General features: G+C 56.5%; 14 protein-coding genes. 8 read left to right on the top strand and 6 right to left on the bottom strand.

Annotated elements, in window-relative coordinates:
• Positions 1–4: 4 nt before the first annotated feature.
• Positions 5–1387: an argininosuccinate lyase gene (gene argH / locus BRD58_RS00070; RefSeq protein ID WP_069579550.1), complete on the top strand. Its 1383-nt coding sequence runs from the start codon at positions 5–7 to the stop codon at positions 1385–1387.
• A gap of 26 nt (positions 1388–1413) precedes the next feature.
• Here the strand turns inward: argH and BRD58_RS00065 are convergent, their stop codons facing one another.
• Together BRD58_RS00065 and BRD58_RS00060 are read right to left on the bottom strand one after the other, a co-directional pair.
• Positions 1414–2862: a dihydrolipoyl dehydrogenase gene (locus tag BRD58_RS00065; RefSeq protein WP_034168311.1), complete on the bottom strand. Its 1449-nt coding sequence runs from the start codon at positions 2860–2862 to the stop codon at positions 1414–1416.
• 87 nt (positions 2863–2949) lie between these two features.
• Entirely contained in the window at positions 2950–3684 is a 735-nt protein-coding gene (locus tag BRD58_RS00060) for a glutathione peroxidase (protein ID WP_069579548.1), read from the bottom strand.
• A 146-nt stretch (positions 3685–3830) separates the two neighbouring features.
• On the opposite strand from BRD58_RS00060, the gene oxyR reads away from it, so the two are divergent.
• Positions 3831–4754, top strand: coding sequence for a DNA-binding transcriptional regulator OxyR (gene oxyR, locus BRD58_RS00055; protein WP_012850270.1), 924 nt, complete (start codon positions 3831–3833; stop codon positions 4752–4754).
• Here the strand turns inward: oxyR and sthA are convergent.
• Positions 4737–6158, bottom strand: coding sequence for a Si-specific NAD(P)(+) transhydrogenase (sthA, locus tag BRD58_RS00050; protein WP_257788778.1), 1422 nt, complete (start codon positions 6156–6158; stop codon positions 4737–4739). The two genes, oxyR and sthA, sit on opposite strands and share 18 nt — an antisense overlap.
• 225 nt (positions 6159–6383) lie before the next feature.
• Here sthA and fabR point away from each other — a divergent pair, with 225 nt between their 5' ends.
• Together fabR and BRD58_RS00040 are read left to right on the top strand one after the other, a co-directional pair.
• Positions 6384–7055, top strand: coding sequence for an HTH-type transcriptional repressor FabR (gene fabR, locus BRD58_RS00045; RefSeq protein ID WP_012850268.1), 672 nt, complete (start codon positions 6384–6386; stop codon positions 7053–7055).
• 8 nt (positions 7056–7063) lie between these two features.
• Positions 7064–7474, top strand: coding sequence for a YijD family membrane protein (locus tag BRD58_RS00040; RefSeq protein ID WP_012850267.1), 411 nt, complete (start codon positions 7064–7066; stop codon positions 7472–7474).
• 49 nt (positions 7475–7523) lie between these two features.
• Here the strand turns inward: BRD58_RS00040 and trmA are convergent, their stop codons facing one another.
• The 3 genes from trmA to BRD58_RS00025 all read right to left on the bottom strand — a co-directional run bounded on the left by trmA (position 7524) and on the right by BRD58_RS00025 (position 10249).
• Positions 7524–8624, bottom strand: a complete 1101-nt coding sequence (trmA, locus tag BRD58_RS00035; RefSeq protein WP_012850266.1) for a tRNA (uridine(54)-C5)-methyltransferase TrmA — start codon at positions 8622–8624, stop codon at positions 7524–7526.
• 190 nt (positions 8625–8814) lie between these two features.
• A complete protein-coding gene (locus BRD58_RS00030) occupies positions 8815–9084 on the bottom strand; it encodes a hypothetical protein (RefSeq protein ID WP_012850265.1) in 270 nt (89 codons plus the stop codon).
• Positions 9085–9115: 31 nt separating this feature from the next.
• Positions 9116–10249 carry a porin gene (locus BRD58_RS00025; protein ID WP_012850264.1) on the bottom strand — a complete coding sequence of 378 codons (1134 nt, stop codon included), beginning with the start codon at positions 10247–10249 and terminating at the stop codon, positions 9116–9118.
• A 236-nt stretch (positions 10250–10485) separates the two neighbouring features.
• On the opposite strand from BRD58_RS00025, the gene aphA reads away from it, so the two are divergent.
• From aphA to murI, 4 genes are all read left to right on the top strand, one after another.
• A complete protein-coding gene (gene aphA, locus BRD58_RS00020) occupies positions 10486–11211 on the top strand; it encodes an acid phosphatase AphA (protein ID WP_069579546.1) in 726 nt (241 codons plus the stop codon).
• Positions 11212–11237: 26 nt separating this feature from the next.
• Positions 11238–12050: a 5'-nucleotidase, lipoprotein e(P4) family gene (locus BRD58_RS00015; protein ID WP_015462559.1), complete on the top strand. Its 813-nt coding sequence runs from the start codon at positions 11238–11240 to the stop codon at positions 12048–12050.
• 340 nt (positions 12051–12390) lie between these two features.
• A complete protein-coding gene (gene btuB, locus BRD58_RS00010; RefSeq protein WP_012850261.1) occupies positions 12391–14238 on the top strand; it encodes a TonB-dependent vitamin B12 receptor BtuB in 1848 nt (615 codons plus the stop codon).
• Entirely contained in the window at positions 14183–15046 is an 864-nt protein-coding gene (murI, locus tag BRD58_RS00005; protein ID WP_034168310.1) for a glutamate racemase, read from the top strand. Before btuB ends, murI begins: the two co-directional genes overlap by 56 nt.
• The last annotated feature ends 232 nt before the right edge of the window (positions 15047–15278 follow it).

The raw sequence follows: 15278 nt of genomic DNA, 5'->3' as shown, positions 1-15278 counted from the left end.
CACTATGGCACTTTGGGGCGGGCGTTTTTCCCAGGCGGCAGATCGTCGTTTTAAACAGTTTAATGATTCCCTGCGCTTTGACTATCGGCTGGCGGAGCAGGATATCATCGGGTCCGTCGCCTGGTCCCGGGCGCTGGTGACCGTCGGCGTACTGACGGTACAGGAGCAGCAGCAGCTGGCGCAGGCGCTCGCGGCGCTGTTGGAGGAGGTCCGCGCCGATCCCCACGCTATTCTGGACAGCGATGCGGAGGATATTCACAGCTGGGTGGAGCAGCAGCTGATTAGGCGGGTCGGCGACCTGGGTAAAAAGCTGCATACCGGGCGCAGCCGCAACGATCAGGTGGCGACCGATCTGAAGCTATGGTGCAAGGCGCAGGGCGAGATGCTGCGCCAGGCGCTGATAGCGCTGCAGCAGGCGCTGACGGATTGCGCCCGCCAGAATCAGGATGCGGTGATGCCCGGCTATACCCATTTGCAGCGGGCGCAGCCGATCACCTTTGCCCATTGGTGTCTGGCCTATGTCGAGATGCTGGCCCGTGATGAGAGCCGACTGGATGATGCCCTGCGGCGTCTGAATACCAGCCCGCTGGGCAGCGGCGCACTGGCCGGTACCGCCTATCCTATCGATCGCGATCGGCTGGCCGACTGGCTGGGGTTCTCTGCCGCAACCCGTAACAGCCTGGACAGCGTGTCCGATCGCGATCATGTCCTGGAGCTGCTGTCGGCGGCCGCCATCGGCATGGTGCATCTGTCGCGCTTCGCCGAGGATCTGATCTTCTTTAACAGCGGAGAAGCCGGCTTTATCGAGCTATCGGAGCGGGTCACCTCCGGATCGTCGCTGATGCCGCAGAAAAAGAACCCGGATGCGCTGGAGCTGATCCGCGGTAAGTGTGGACGGGTGCAGGGGGCGCTCAGCGGCATGCTGATGACGTTAAAAGGGCTTCCGCTGGCCTACAATAAGGATATGCAGGAAGACAAAGAGGGGCTGTTTGATGCCCTGGACACCTGGCTGGACTGTTTACAGATGGCGGCGCTGGCGCTGGATGGATTGGCGGTGAGGCGCCCGCGCTGTGCCGAAGCGGCGCAGCAGGGATACGCGAATGCCACGGAGCTGGCGGATTATCTGGTGGCCAAAGGGATCCCGTTTAGGGAGGCGCATCATATTGTCGGAGAGGCGGTCGTGGCCGCGTTGGCGCAGGGTAAACCGCTGGAGGCGCTGCCGCTGGAGACGCTGCAGTCATTCAGCCCGGCGATCGGCGCCGATGTCTATCCGCTGCTGGCGCTGGACTCCTGTCTGGTAAAACGCAGCGCCCGCGGCGGCGTAGCGCCGCAGCAGGTCGCACAGGCGATTGATGATGCCCAGCGGCGGCTGGGTAACATTCTCTGATGCGCAGCGCGCCGGCGCGGGCGGGATTAATCCCCCGGACAGCGCAGGCAGCGCTCGATTTCGTCGCTGCCCAAACGCAGTTTGCTTTGCAGATCGCGTAGGGCGGTACGCACCCCTTCCTCGATGACCGGATGGTAAAACGGCATATCCAGCATCTGGTCTACGGTCATCTGCTGTTGATGGGCCCAAGAGAGCAGGTGGGCAAGGTGCTCGGCGTCCGGCCCGATCATCTCTGCGCCGAGGAAGCGGCCGCTTCCCTGCTCAGCATAGACATGCAGCAGGCCCAGGTTGCGCAGCATGACGCGGGATCGTCCCTGGTTTTCAAATGAGACCTCCCCGACGGCGAAGCAGCCGCAGGCGCCATATTTCTCATTCAGCTCGCGGAAGGTGGATCCCACCATCGCGATCTGTGGGTCGGAAAAGACCACCGAGAGGGGGCTGCGGCGCAGTCCCGGGGCTATGTGGGGATAGCGACCGGCGTTCTCACCGGCAATGCGCGCCTGATCGCTGGCCTCGTGCAGCAGCGGCAGCTGGTTGCTGGCGTCGCCGGCAATAAAGATATGCTCGACGTTGGTCTGCATCGTCAGGCGATCCGCCAGCGGTACGCCGCGGGCATCTCGCTGTAGGGTGGTGTTTTCCAGCCCCAGGCGGTCGACGTTGGGACGCCGGCCGGTGGCGGCCAGAACGTAGTCCACCAGGATATCCTGCGTCTGACCATCCAGATCGCGATAGCGAATGAAGACCTGCTCCCCCTCACGCTGTAGGATCTCTACCTGTGCGTCGGGATCGAGATAAAACTCTGCGCCCAGTTTATCCGCGGCATAGCGGCGGACCTCGGCATCCGTCAGCGGCCCGACGGCGCCGCCGACGCCGAAGACCTTGACCTCGACACCGAGCCGGTGCAGGGCTTGCCCCAGTTCAAGGCCGATGACGCCGGGGCCGAAGACGGCAACGGCGCGCGGCAGCGTATCCCAGGCGAACAGATCGTCGTTGACGATCAGGCGATCGCCCAGAGCATCCCAAGCGGCAGGCCATACCGGGCGTGAGCCGCTGGCGATGACGATGCGTTTGGCATGGATACGGGTATGTTCAGCAACCTGCAGGGTGTGATCGTCCAGAAAGCGGGCATAGCCAAGGATTTTGTCATCCGCGGGAATGCTGTCGACGCCCTCCATGACGAAGCCGACGAAGCGATCGCGTTCGCGCTTCACGCGGTCCATCACCTCTCGACCGTCAATGCGGACCTCACCCTGGGGGTGGATACCGAAGGCGGGTGCGCGGGCGATCTGATGCACGGATTCGGCCGCGGCGATCAGCAGCTTAGAGGGCATGCAGCCCACGCGGGCGCAGGTGGTGCCAAAGGGACCGCCTTCAATCATCACTACGCTGGGGGTATGGCGTTTGGCCGCGCGATAGGCGCCCAGACCGGCGGTGCCGCCACCGATCACGGCAACGTCGACGTGTAATTCTTTCATTGCATGATTCCTGGAATACCGAAAAAAAAGGCGGGACAAGCCCGCCAATACGTTGGCTTTGATGGGCCATGGGTGGCCCTATTGTTGTTAAGCCGATTGCAGGTAGTGCTCCAAATCATCGCTGCCGCCGATATGCTGGCCGCCGATGTAAACCTGAGGCACCGTCGCTCGGCCGCTGATGGCGCGCAGGCTGACGGTGGTCGCGTCTTTACCCAGGATGATCTCTTCATACTGGATGCCGCGATCCTGCAGCATCTGTTTGGCCTTGGCGCAGTAGGGGCAGCCGGGTTTGGTAAACAGGGAAACCGAGGCCTGCAGCTTGTGCTCCGGCGCGAGGTATTTCAGCATGGTATCGGCATCGGAAACCTGGAACGGGTCGCCCGGCAGGTTCGGCTCGACAAACATCTTCTCGACCACGCCGTTGCGTACCAGCATCGAGTAACGCCAGGAGCGCGGCCCAAAGCCCAGCTCCGCTTTTTCGACCAGCATGTTCATCCCACGGGTGAACTCACCATTTCCGTCTGGAATAAAGGTGATATGTTCGGCTTTTTGATCGTTTTTCCAGGCATTCATAACGAAGGTGTCGTTTACCGATACACACAGAATGCTGTCCACACCGTGCTGGTGGAATATCGGCGCCAGTTCGTTGTAGCGTGGCAAGTGGCTAGAAGAGCAAGTCGGCGTGAAGGCACCCGGCAGTGAAAAGACGATGACGGTTTTGTCGCGGAACAGCGCGTCGCTGGTGACATCGAGCCATTTATCCCCTTGGCGGGTATGAAAGGTAACCGGTGGAACGTTTCTGCCTTCTTGACTGCTAAACATGTAATACAACCTTCCTTTCTGATCTGATGCGAAATTTGCGATGGGACCTTTATTTAGGATTTATTATTGTGGCTCTCACTTGATAGTTCTAATCGTTCATTGCTATCTTATTCATCGATATTTACTATCGCTTGCGGGAGAAAAACATGAATATCCGGGATTTAGAATATCTGGTGGCGCTGGCGGAGCACCGTCACTTCCGTCGGGCGGCGGATTCGTGCCATGTCAGCCAGCCCACCCTGAGCGGGCAGATCCGCAAGCTAGAGGATGAGCTGGGGGTGATGCTACTGGAGCGCACCAGCCGTAAGGTTCTGTTTACCCAGGCGGGCCTATTGCTTGTGGAGCAGGCGCGTACGGTGCTGCGCGAGGTGAAAGTGCTCAAGGAGATGGCCAGCCAGCAGGGTGAGGCGATGTCCGGCCCGCTGCATATTGGGCTGATCCCCACCGTTGGTCCCTATCTGCTGCCGCAGATCGTACCGATGCTGCACCAGGCATTCCCCAAGCTGGAGATGTACCTGCATGAAGCGCAGACCGCGCAGCTGCTGGCCCAGTTGGACAGCGGAAAGCTGGACTGCGCCATTCTGGCGTTGGTGAAGGAGACGGAGGCGTTCATTGAGATCCCGCTGTTTGATGAGCCGATGACGCTGGCGGTGTATAGCGATCATCCCTGGGCGGAAAAAGAGCGTATCGCGATGCCGGAGCTGGCGGGGGAGCATCTTTTAATGCTGGAAGATGGGCACTGTCTGCGCGATCAGGCGATGGGCTTTTGCTTTGAGGCCGGCGCCGATGAAGACACTCACTTCCGGGCGACCAGCCTGGAGACCCTGCGCAACATGGTCGCGGCTGGCAGCGGGATTACGCTGTTGCCCGATCTGGCTGTACCTTCCCAGCGCCAGCGCGACGGCGTCTGTTACCTGCCTTGCTATAAGCCGGAGCCTAAGCGAACCATTGCTCTGGTCTATCGTCCCGGTTCGCCGCTGCGCGCCCGCTATGAGCAGCTCGCGGAGGCTATCCGCGAGCATATGCAGCAGGTTATGATCCAGCGAGAGGCGTTAAAACAGGCGGTTTAGGCCGTTAAGCGCCGCCACGCGGTAGGCTTCTGCCATCGTGGGGTAGTTGAAGGTGGTATTGACGAAGTATTCGATAGTATTGCCTTCCCCCTTCTGCTCCATGATCGCCTGCCCGATATGAATGATCTCTGCGGCGCGCTCGCCAAAGCAGTGGATTCCCAGGATCTGCTTGGTTTCGCGGTGGAACAGGATCTTCAGCCCTCCGACGTTCATTCCAGCAATCTGCGCCCGGGCCAGATGTTTGAACTGCGAGCGACCCACTTCATACGGAATTTTCATCGCGGTCAGCTCCTGCTCGGTTTTTCCGACGGAGCTGATCTCCGGAATGGTGTAGATCCCGGTTGGAATATCTTCGATGAGGTGTGTATGGGCTTCCCCGCGGGTGATGACCTGCGCGGCGATGCGCCCTTGGTCATATGCGGCAGAGGCCAGGCTGGGGTAGCCGATGACATCTCCGACGGCGTAAATATGCGGCACTGCGGTCTGATAGCGGGCGTTGACCTTCAGCTGACCGCGCTTGTCTGCCTCTAGGCCGACCGCCTCAAGACACAGCCCGTCGGTATTCCCGGTGCGACCGTTGGCAAACAGCAGGCAGTCTGCCTTGACCTTTTTCCCGGAGCGTAGGTGAACGATAACGCCGTCCTCCAGCCCCTCAATCTGCTCAAACTCTTCGTTGTGGCGGATCACTACGCCGTTATTCCAGAAGTGGTAAGAGAGCGAGTCCGACATCTCCTGATCCAGGAAAGAGAGCAGCCTATCGCGCGTATTAATCAGATCGACCTTAACGTTAAGGCCGCGGAAGATAGAGGCATACTCACAGCCGATAACGCCGGCGCCATAGATGATGATGTGGCTGGGCTCATGGTGCAGATTAAGGATAGAGTCGCTGTCATAAATTCGGGGATGGCTAAAGTCGACATCCTGCGGGTGGTAAGGGCGGGAGCCGCAGGCGATAACAATGTTATCGGCCGTTAGGGTATCGCTGCTGCCGTCCGGGTAGGTCACGCTCAGCGTATGGGGATCGACAAAACGGGCTTCGCCGTAAAACAGCTGGCAGTGATTGCGTTCATAGAAGCCCTGGCGCATTCGGGTTTGTTGATTAATTACGCTGTCGGCGTGACGCAGGATATCGGGAAAGGTTGCGCTGATGAGGCGGGTATTATCACTGTAGAGCGGGTTTTGGTTAAATTCGATAATGCGGCTGACGGCGTGGCGGAGGGCTTTCGAGGGGATGGTTCCCCAGTGGGTACATCCGCCGCCGACGCTGAATTGTCGTTCGATGACGGCAACCCGCGCCCCCTGTTTAACCAGTCCCATGGCGGCACCTTCACCCCCGGGTCCTGAACCAATAACGATGGCGTCAAAATGGAAATGCTGTTGCATGTTAGAGTAGGCCTTTTTTATACAAAACCACAACGCTATATTAACATGAAATGCTGTGCAGCCCAATCATCCTTATTATTTATATGGAAAATAGTTATGATTGGCAGATAATTACGTAATATAACGCCATTTGCTGCCATGATGGTTAATTCAGCGGGATCGGGCTAAGTTTGGTATAGTGACGCGGTGATAGCCAATAAAGGCGCCGGCCGTAAAGCCGAACATGAAGAGAATAACGGATAGAATATGGGCGTCAGGGCACAGCAAAAGGAACGGACTCGCCGTTCACTGATTGAGGCGGCATTTAATCAGCTCAGCGCCGAGCGCAGCTTCGCCAGCCTGAGCCTGCGAGAGGTTTCGCGCGAGGCGGGGATCGCGCCCACGTCGTTTTATCGCCATTTTCGCGATGTGGATGAGCTGGGGCTCACCATGGTGGACGAAAGCGGCCTGATGCTGCGTCAGCTGATGCGTCAGGCGCGCCAGCGTATCGCGAAGGGCGGTAGCGTGATCCGTACCTCGGTCGCGACCTTCATGGAGTTTATTGGTAATAATCCCAATGCGTTTCGTTTGCTGCTGCGTGAGCGTTCGGGCACCTCGGCGGCCTTTCGCGCCGCGGTACAGCGTGAAATTCAGCATTTTATTGCGGAACTTGCCGACTATCTGGAAATCGAAAATCACATGCCGCGCAGTTTTACAGAAGCGCAGGCCGAGGCGATGGTCACCATTGTGTTCAGCGCGGGCGCCGAGGCGTTGGATATCGACAGTGAGCAACGCCGTCAGCTAGAGGAGCGCCTGGTGCTGCAGCTGCGGATGATTTCCAAAGGCGTGTACTACTGGTATCGTCGCGAACAGGAGAAAGCGCACCTTGCGCAGGTCGCCGCGTCGGCCATCGACGGCGGACACCATCAAAAGTCATAGGGGAGGAGATGCGTAAACATCGTCTTGATATCGGAACGCTGGTCCTGTCAGCCGTGGCAGGATTATCCATCAGCGGATCGTTTTCTGCGCTGTTCAGCAGCGTCGTGCCGTTTTCCGTTTTTCCGCTGATCGCCCTCGTGCTGTCAGCCTATTGTTTACACCAGCGTTATCTTCACGTCGCCATGCCGGAAGGCATGCCGATGCTCTCATCCTCCTGTTTTCTGCTCGGCCTCCTGTTTTACAGCACGCTGATCCGCGTTGAATATCCCGCCATTGGCTCCAACTTTCTGCCCTCTTTACTGTGTGTGGCGCTGGTGCTGTGGATCGGCGTACGGATTAAAAGGCAGCGCGGTCGCGCTGCGCAGGCGCGGGATGAGGCCGATGACGACGACGATGATAACGATGAGAGACATCGTTGAGTCGCACCACCGCCTCGGGCAGCCAGAGAGCTGCCCGTTTTTTTAGGGATCAGCGCCGTTCCAGCAGTACCCCGCACTCCATATGGTGGGTATAGGGAAATTGATCGAACAGCGCCAGGCGCGTGATCCGATGGCTTTGGGTAAGCGTGTGAAGATTATCGCATAGCGTCAGTGGATTGCAGGAGATGTACAGGATGTTCTGATATCCCTGCACCATGCTCAGGGTGTCTGTATCCAGACCGCTGCGTGGGGGATCGACGAAGATGGTATTGCACTCATAGCTGTGCAGGTCGATGCCCTGCAGGCGGTTAAACGCCCGAACGCCCTGCATGGCCTGAGTAAACTCCTCGGCCGACATCCGAATAATTTGCACGTTATCTATCTGATTGGCGGAAATATTGTACTGCGCCGCCGCGACGGACGGTTTGGCTATCTCGGTGGCCAGTACCCGACGAAAGTTGCGCGCCAGCGCCAGCGAGAAGTTGCCGTTGCCGCAGTACAGCTCCAGTAAATCCCCTACAGCGCCGCGCGTGGCGTCCAGCGCCCACTCCAGCATCTGAATATTGATGGCCGCGTTGGGCTGGGTGAAGCTGTTTTCGACCTGGCGATAGATCATCTGGCGTCCCGCGACCGGCAATACCTCATCGACCCAGTCTTGGTCCAGGCAGATCTTGGTCTTACTGGCCCGTCCGATCAGCTGGATAGCGAACCCTTGGCCGCGTAGCGCATCGCGCAGAGCCTCTGCGGCTTGCTTCCAGGCATCATCCAGCGCGCGGTGATACAGCAGAGAGACGATGATCTGCCCGCTGCGGGTGGACAGGTAGTCTATCTGAAATAGTTTATGGCGTAGGGTTGGGTTGGGGCGCAGAGCGTCGAGCAGCAGCGGCATCAGGCGGTTGATCAGCTCGCTGGCGGCCGGGAACCGATCCACTCGGATACGCTGTTTGCTCTGGGGATCAAACATAATATGGTAGAGGTCATCGCCATCGTGCCAGATCCGGAACTCGGCACGCATGCGGTAATGGCTAGCCGGAGAGCGGAATGCCTGTACCGCAGGAGCGCCGAACGGCTGCATCATTTGCTCCAGACGGTGGATTTTTTCACTGAGCTGGTCGTCATAGTGTTCGGTTGGCAGCATGCTTGGCGTCATATCGGTTCTCATCGGCACGGGGAAGTTACGGCAGGTATGTTCAGTTCATCCCGCCGCACGGGGCGTCGGCGGGACGGGCAGTCAACGGTCGAGCAGATGGCCATCGGCCTGACTGCGTTTTGGTCCGCGATAGGTATCCCAAAGGATGCGATTGTAGGCGATGGACGTATGATGTCCAGTCCCACGTGCGTTACTCTTCGCTCAGCGTGCCCTTGTAATAATAGCGGCAGCTGGCGCCGAAATGCTCAACGCGTTTGCTGACCAGTGCCATGGTTTCAAATTCGGATAGGATATGTTCAGTTCTATAGCGGCTGATTCCAGTGAAGTGGGTTATATCGGTGATCGTAAAGTAATAATCCGTGTTTTTCTTTAGCAGGGAAAGTATCTTGTAGCTATTAATTAGCTCTGTTTTCTTTTTTTCCATAAAGCAGAGGATATCAATTGAAGAGGGGACCGCCATTAGCGTTAGGCGATCCCGGCAGGCGAAAATATTAGAACTTATAGTTCAGCATGGTGACAAATACATCGTCGGTGCTGATACCGTTATTTCGCGTGAAGGTGTTGTCATCCAGCAGGTTGATCTTATATTCAAAGATGAGCGCCAGATTCTTGTTAAAGGAGTAGGTCGTCGCCAAATCGATGAATTTTACATAGGTTTGGTTACTGCCTGCGTTACCCTTGAGGTCTTTTGCCGTCCCGTTGAGATAGGCAATAGAGGGTTTCAGACCGCAGTCGAACTGATACTGGGCCAACAGTTCATAGCCACGCGCCTTCGGCGCAAATCCATCCTGTTTGCCAATGTAGTGCATATTCTTGACTTCACCATAGATGGCAGCCAGATAGACATTATGGTTGTCATAGCGGGCGCCAACGTTCCAGCCATCCGCCCGTTTACCCAGATCATCCTGACGCTGCTCCAGCGTACGCGCTGAGTTAGCGTATGCGCCACCGACGCTGAGACCGTTCTCGAAGCGGTAGACCAGCGAGGTCCCAACCCCATTGCCGTTCTGGTGCGCGACGCCGCGAGGGTTACTGCTGAGCGGCCCCGTCTGATTTTCCGGGTCGTTCCAGCCGTCGTTTTTACCCTGGACCTGTAGGCCAAAATCCAAGCCGTCAACCAGGTTAAAAATATTACGGTTACGATACGTGGCGACGTTATTGGTACGGTAGGTCATAAAGTTATCGACGCCGTCATAAGACACACCGCCGAAGACAGGAATAGGCGCCCCGGTCCAACCATTAATATCGTTCAGGATCCCGTAGTTCCGGCCATAATCGAAGCTTCCGTATTGTCCGAACCCTACGCCGGCATATCCTATACGCGTTGTGTTTTTCGTACTGCCAGCACTTTCCGGTTGGTTTAATTTTACATTGTATTCCCAGCGTGCATAGCCAATCATAAGATCATTGATTTTAGTTTCACCACGCAGAGTGAATTTTACCTTTGATTGGTCTCCTGCAATATATTTATCTTGAGAGAAATAGTGTCTTACCTTAAAAGAACCATCTAAATAAACGCGATTGCCGTTCTGGTTGTAAATCTCTGCTGCATGCGAAATGAGCGGAAAAATACCTATGCAGCCTATGGTGGACAGGGCCACAAGCGAGCGGATTTTATTCATCATTGATTCCTGCTGATAATTATTAGACGTTATTAAAAATAAGAGCAACGGCGTTGCTTTTTTTATGATTATACAAATGACCGATAGTTTTTTGTGATGAATGTCACGTATTTGCGTCTATTTGTAACATGAATGTCTTTAAACATAGATCATGATCACATTAATCACGCTGTTTGAGTCGATATAGTTTTATATATACAAATTGGACTCCCTCCATGCGAAATTAAGAGATTATCGCTATGTTTATAACCACAAAAAAATCACTGATTGCATTAGTCCTTGCTACTGCGGGTCTGATTTCCTCTCCTGCTTCCTTTGCCACTGAGACAGCCGCACAGCCGAACCTGGGCGCTACGCTGACACAGTTAACGCAGCAATATCCGATTCACTGGATCTCTATTGAGCAGGTCGCTGAAAGCCTCAAAGGGAAGGCACCGATTAGCGTTGGCTTTGATATCGACGATACACTGCTATTTTCTAGCCCTGCGTTTTTCTATGGGAAACAAAAATTTTCACCTGACAGCAACGCGTTTTTGAAAAACCAGAAGTTTTGGGATGAAGTCAGCAGCAGCGGTTGGGATCGCTTCTCGATCCCTAAAGATTCTGGTCATGCGCTGATGGAACTGCATTTAAAACGCGGTGACCATGTCTATTTTATCACTGGTCGTCCGATGCCGTCTAATGGCAAAGAGGATTTGACTCAGACGCTGAAAGACGATTTCAAAATTCCGGATAATCAGCTGAATAAAGTTATTTTCGCCGGAACCAAGCAAGATGCCAAAGTTGAATATATGCAGAAGCACCATATCACCATCTTCTACGGTGATTCTGACAATGATATTCAGGACGCCCGCAAGGCTGGCGCTGAAGGGATCCGGGTGCTGCGCCCGCTGAACTCCACCAATAAGCCGATGCCGAAGAACGGGGCATTTGGTGAAAAAGTCATCGTAAATTCCCAGTATTGATCGCGTCAATAGACAAGAAGGCATTGATGAAACATACGCTAAAACTGAGTCTGGCCGCGGCGGTGATGGTATTGGCCGGCTGTGCCACCCACCCGCAGAGCGCGCAGCAGCAGCTGTCATCGCAGGCAACGCTGGCCGTGAATTGGATGCAGCAGTCAGGCGAGTATCAGGCGCTGACCTGGCAGGCATTTAACGTTGCTAAAACGGCCTTTCTCAACAATCCCGCGCCTAAAGGCAGTAAGAAGGCCGTGATTGTCGATATCGATGAAACCATGGTCGATAACACGCCTTATGCCGCCTGGCAGATCAAGCAGTCACGCAGCTTCAGCGAGGCGGACTGGGATAAGTGGGTTGAGGCCCGTCAGGCTAAGGCATTACCGGGTGCGGTCTCCTTTGCCCGCTTTGTCCTAGACCACGGAGGCCGAGTCTTTTACATCTCCAATCGCTCGCAGCAGGGGCTGAGCAGCACGCTGGCCGATCTGAAGGCGCAGGGATTCCCGGATGTTAGCGCTGAGAACCTGCTGCTGAAAGACAGCAGCGGTAGCAATAAAGTCGCGCGTTTTAAACGTGTGACCGAGATGGGGTATTTCCCGGTGCTGTATGTCGGGGATAACCTGAATGACTTTACCGGGGCGACTTACCACCAGGACAATACGGTGCGTAAAGACTTCGTGGCCGAAAATCATCAGAAGTTTGGCACGCAGTTTATCATTCTGCCCAACCCCTCTTACGGTGATTGGGAAGGCGGAATGGCGAAGGCGTACTGGAAGCAGTCTGCGGCTGAAAAGCTGAAGATCCGCGACGCCAATCTGTCTGCCTGGACGCCGGCAGCCCAATAACGTTGTTTTAGAGAGCGCTTCGCGATATGAGGCGCTAGGTGTTTCATTTTACTCTCCGTTGCGCCGTCGGCCTCCGTTTCCCCTGCCGACGGCGCATTTTTTGCACACATAAACATGTGTGCGAAGCGGCTATTTTAGTTAAAACTGGGTCCAGTTTTAATGAACTGAGAATAATCTTCTAATCACCTTTCTTTTTCCCTTCATTCTCCCGTTATGAGAGCCACTCAGTACACGTGTCAGGGTATCCCTACGTCGATGCGCTGGGTAGAATATCCCGTTTTTTGTGCGAGGCAGCAGGGAGTTGGCCCGTTATCTTGGGTGGAGAGAGAAGGCAATTATAATGAATAAGAAACATATGGTTATCGCGCTGCTTCCGGTGGCGGCGTCTGTGTCAGCCGGGGTGCAGGCGGCGCAGAGTGAGATGGTAGTGACGGCCAGTCGCTTTGCACAGCCGGTGTCGACGGTACTGGCACCGATGGACATTGTGACCCGTGATGATATCGATCGCTGGCAGTCCAAGAGTCTAGACGAGGTCATGCGTCGCCTGCCCGGGGTCGATATCGTCCAGAACGGTGGTTTGGGGCAGAGCTCTTCGCTGTACCTGCGCGGTACAGAGGCGCGCCAGGCGCTGATTCTGGTCGATGGGATCCCCATGGCCCGCCCCGGCATCACCAACGTGGCAGCGCTGAATCAGATCCCGCTCGCCATGGTGCAGCGTATCGAATATATCCGCGGGCCGCGTTCGGCGGTCTATGGCTCCGGTGCCATCGGCGGCGTTATCAATATTATTACCCTGGGCGCCGAGCCTGGTGCGCAGCTGAGCGTGGGTACCGGTACCAATAATTACCAGCAGTATGATGCCGGGGTGCGTCAACAGCTGGGGAATACGACCCTATCGTTGGCAGGCTCTTTTCAGGCGACCCGCGGCTTTAATGTTCAGCCTGACTCGCCCTATGGGCCGGACGGCGATCGGGACGGGTTTCGTAATAAAGTGCTGTGGGGCGGGGTAGAGCACCGTTTCTCGGAGGCCTGGTCTGGCTTTGTCCGCGGCCATGGCTATAGCGAAGCCTCTGACTATGATGCGGGGAAGTACGGCAGCGATAGCAGCGGTACCCAGCGTCAGCTGTACAACCACAGCTACGATATGGGACTGCGCTATCACGCCGGCGCCTATGCGTCTCAGCTGATCGCTGCTTATCAAAAGATCAAGGATTACAACTACGGCGCTGTCTATGGTCGCTTTGGCACCGGCAGCTCCCTGGATGATCTACAGCAGTACAACCTGCAGTGGGGCAATACCTACCGTTTTGACAGCGGCATGATCAGCGCCGGAGCCGATTGGCAGCAGCAGCGTCTCACCTCGTCCGATAGCACGCGGACGCAGCGCTATCAGCGCTATGACGGCGGGCTCTACCTGAGCGGCCAGAAGCGCATGGGCGCAGTGACGCTAGAGGCCTCCGGTCGGGCCGATAACGATCAGCAGTTTGGCTGGCACGGTACCTGGCAGAGCGCCGCTGGCTGGGAGTTTATCCCCGGCTACCGTGCGACGCTCTCTTACGGCACTGGCTTTTTGGCACCATCGCTGGGGCAGCAGTTTGGCGCCGATCGTATGAATATCCAAAGCAACCCCAACCTGCGCCCGGAGGAGTCGCGCCAGTGGGAGCTGGGGCTGAGCGGCCTGAGCGGTCCACTGGACTGGCAGCTGTCGGCCTACCGTAATCAGGTTCGCAACCTGATCACCTACTTCAGCGATCCGATCACCCTGCACGGGCAGTACAGTAATATTGACGCAGCGACCATCAAAGGCGTCGAGTGGGTCGGCAGCGTGGATACCTGGGCACTGAGCCATCGCGTGACTCTGCAATATCTTGATCCTCGGGATGATAAAACCGGTGACCTGCTGCCACGTCGCTCCCGTCATCAGGGTAAGTACCAGTTGGATTGGAACCTTTGGGATCTCGAGATGGATCTGGCCTATCAGTATTTCGGCCGTCGTAGCGATAAAAGCGCGCCAGGCGGTAAGCTGCCCAGCTACAGTACGGTAGACATTTCGGCCTCTTATCCGGTTACATCCCAGCTCACGGTTCGTGGTAGAATTGGTAATCTGTTGGATAAAAATTATCAAACCGCTTATGGCTACCAAACCGCAGGACGGGAATATTATCTCTCCGGTAGCTACACCTTCTGATGATGTAGCCACTGCCAAGCCTACCGTGCTGGTGTTTGACTCCGGTGTCGGTGGGCTTTCTGTCTATCAGGAGATCCGCGCGTTACTACCGGATCTCCACTATATCTATGCCTTTGACAATCAGGGATTCCCCTACGGCGAGAAAGAGGCTGCGTTTATCACGGATCGCGTGCTGCGCATCGTGGCGTCGCTGCATCAGCGCCATACCCTATCGGCGATGGTCGTCGCCTGTAATACCGCCAGTACCATCGTGCTGCCTGCGCTGCGCGCGCGCTTTCCGTTTCCCGTTGTGGGGGTGGTTCCCGCGATTAAGCCGGCGGCCAAGCTAACCCGCAACGGCGTTGTGGGGTTGCTGGCGACCCGCGCGACGGTGCAGCGGGCCTATACCCATGAGCTGATCGCCCGCTTTGCGACAGACTGCCAGATAAAGATGTTGGGATCGGCGGAGCTGGTCGAGCTGGCGGAGGCTAAGCTGCACGGTGAGGCGCTGGATCTGCAGCGGCTGAGAACGATTTTGCGGCCCTGGCTGACGATGGCCGAGCCACCGGACACCGTGGTCTTGGGATGTACCCATTTCCCGCTGCTGCGCGATGAGCTGGCGCAGGTATTGCCCGCCGGTACGCGTTTGGTGGACTCCGGCGCGGCGATCGCCCGCCGGGTTGCCTGGCTGATCGCCAATCAGGTAACGCTGCCAGGGAAAGATATGCGTAATGTTGCCTATGCGACGCAGTGTGACGCACAGACAGCGGCCCTGCTGCCAGTATTGCGTCAGATGGGCTTTGAGACTCTGCGGGAACTGAGCATATAAGCGGCAAAACCGGCGCCGCTGCTGAAAAGTTATTCGGTTGGCTCATTTTTTTGAAATTAGGGCTTGTCACGTCGCGAGAAGTCCCTATAATGCGCCTCCACTGACCGGGAACAACGACCGATACGTCGCCCAGTCAGGCAGAGAAAGCGAAAATAAACGCTTGACTCTGCGGGCGAAAAGCGTAATATACGCAGCCCACGCCGGTGATAACTCAACGGGTTTTCACGGCGAT

Source organism: Edwardsiella piscicida (genome assembly GCF_001896205.1).
Classification (GTDB): domain Bacteria; phylum Pseudomonadota; class Gammaproteobacteria; order Enterobacterales; family Enterobacteriaceae; genus Edwardsiella; species Edwardsiella piscicida.
The sequence above is the reverse complement of the archived record's forward strand: the minus strand, read 5'-3'. Positions and strand labels throughout refer to the sequence as shown.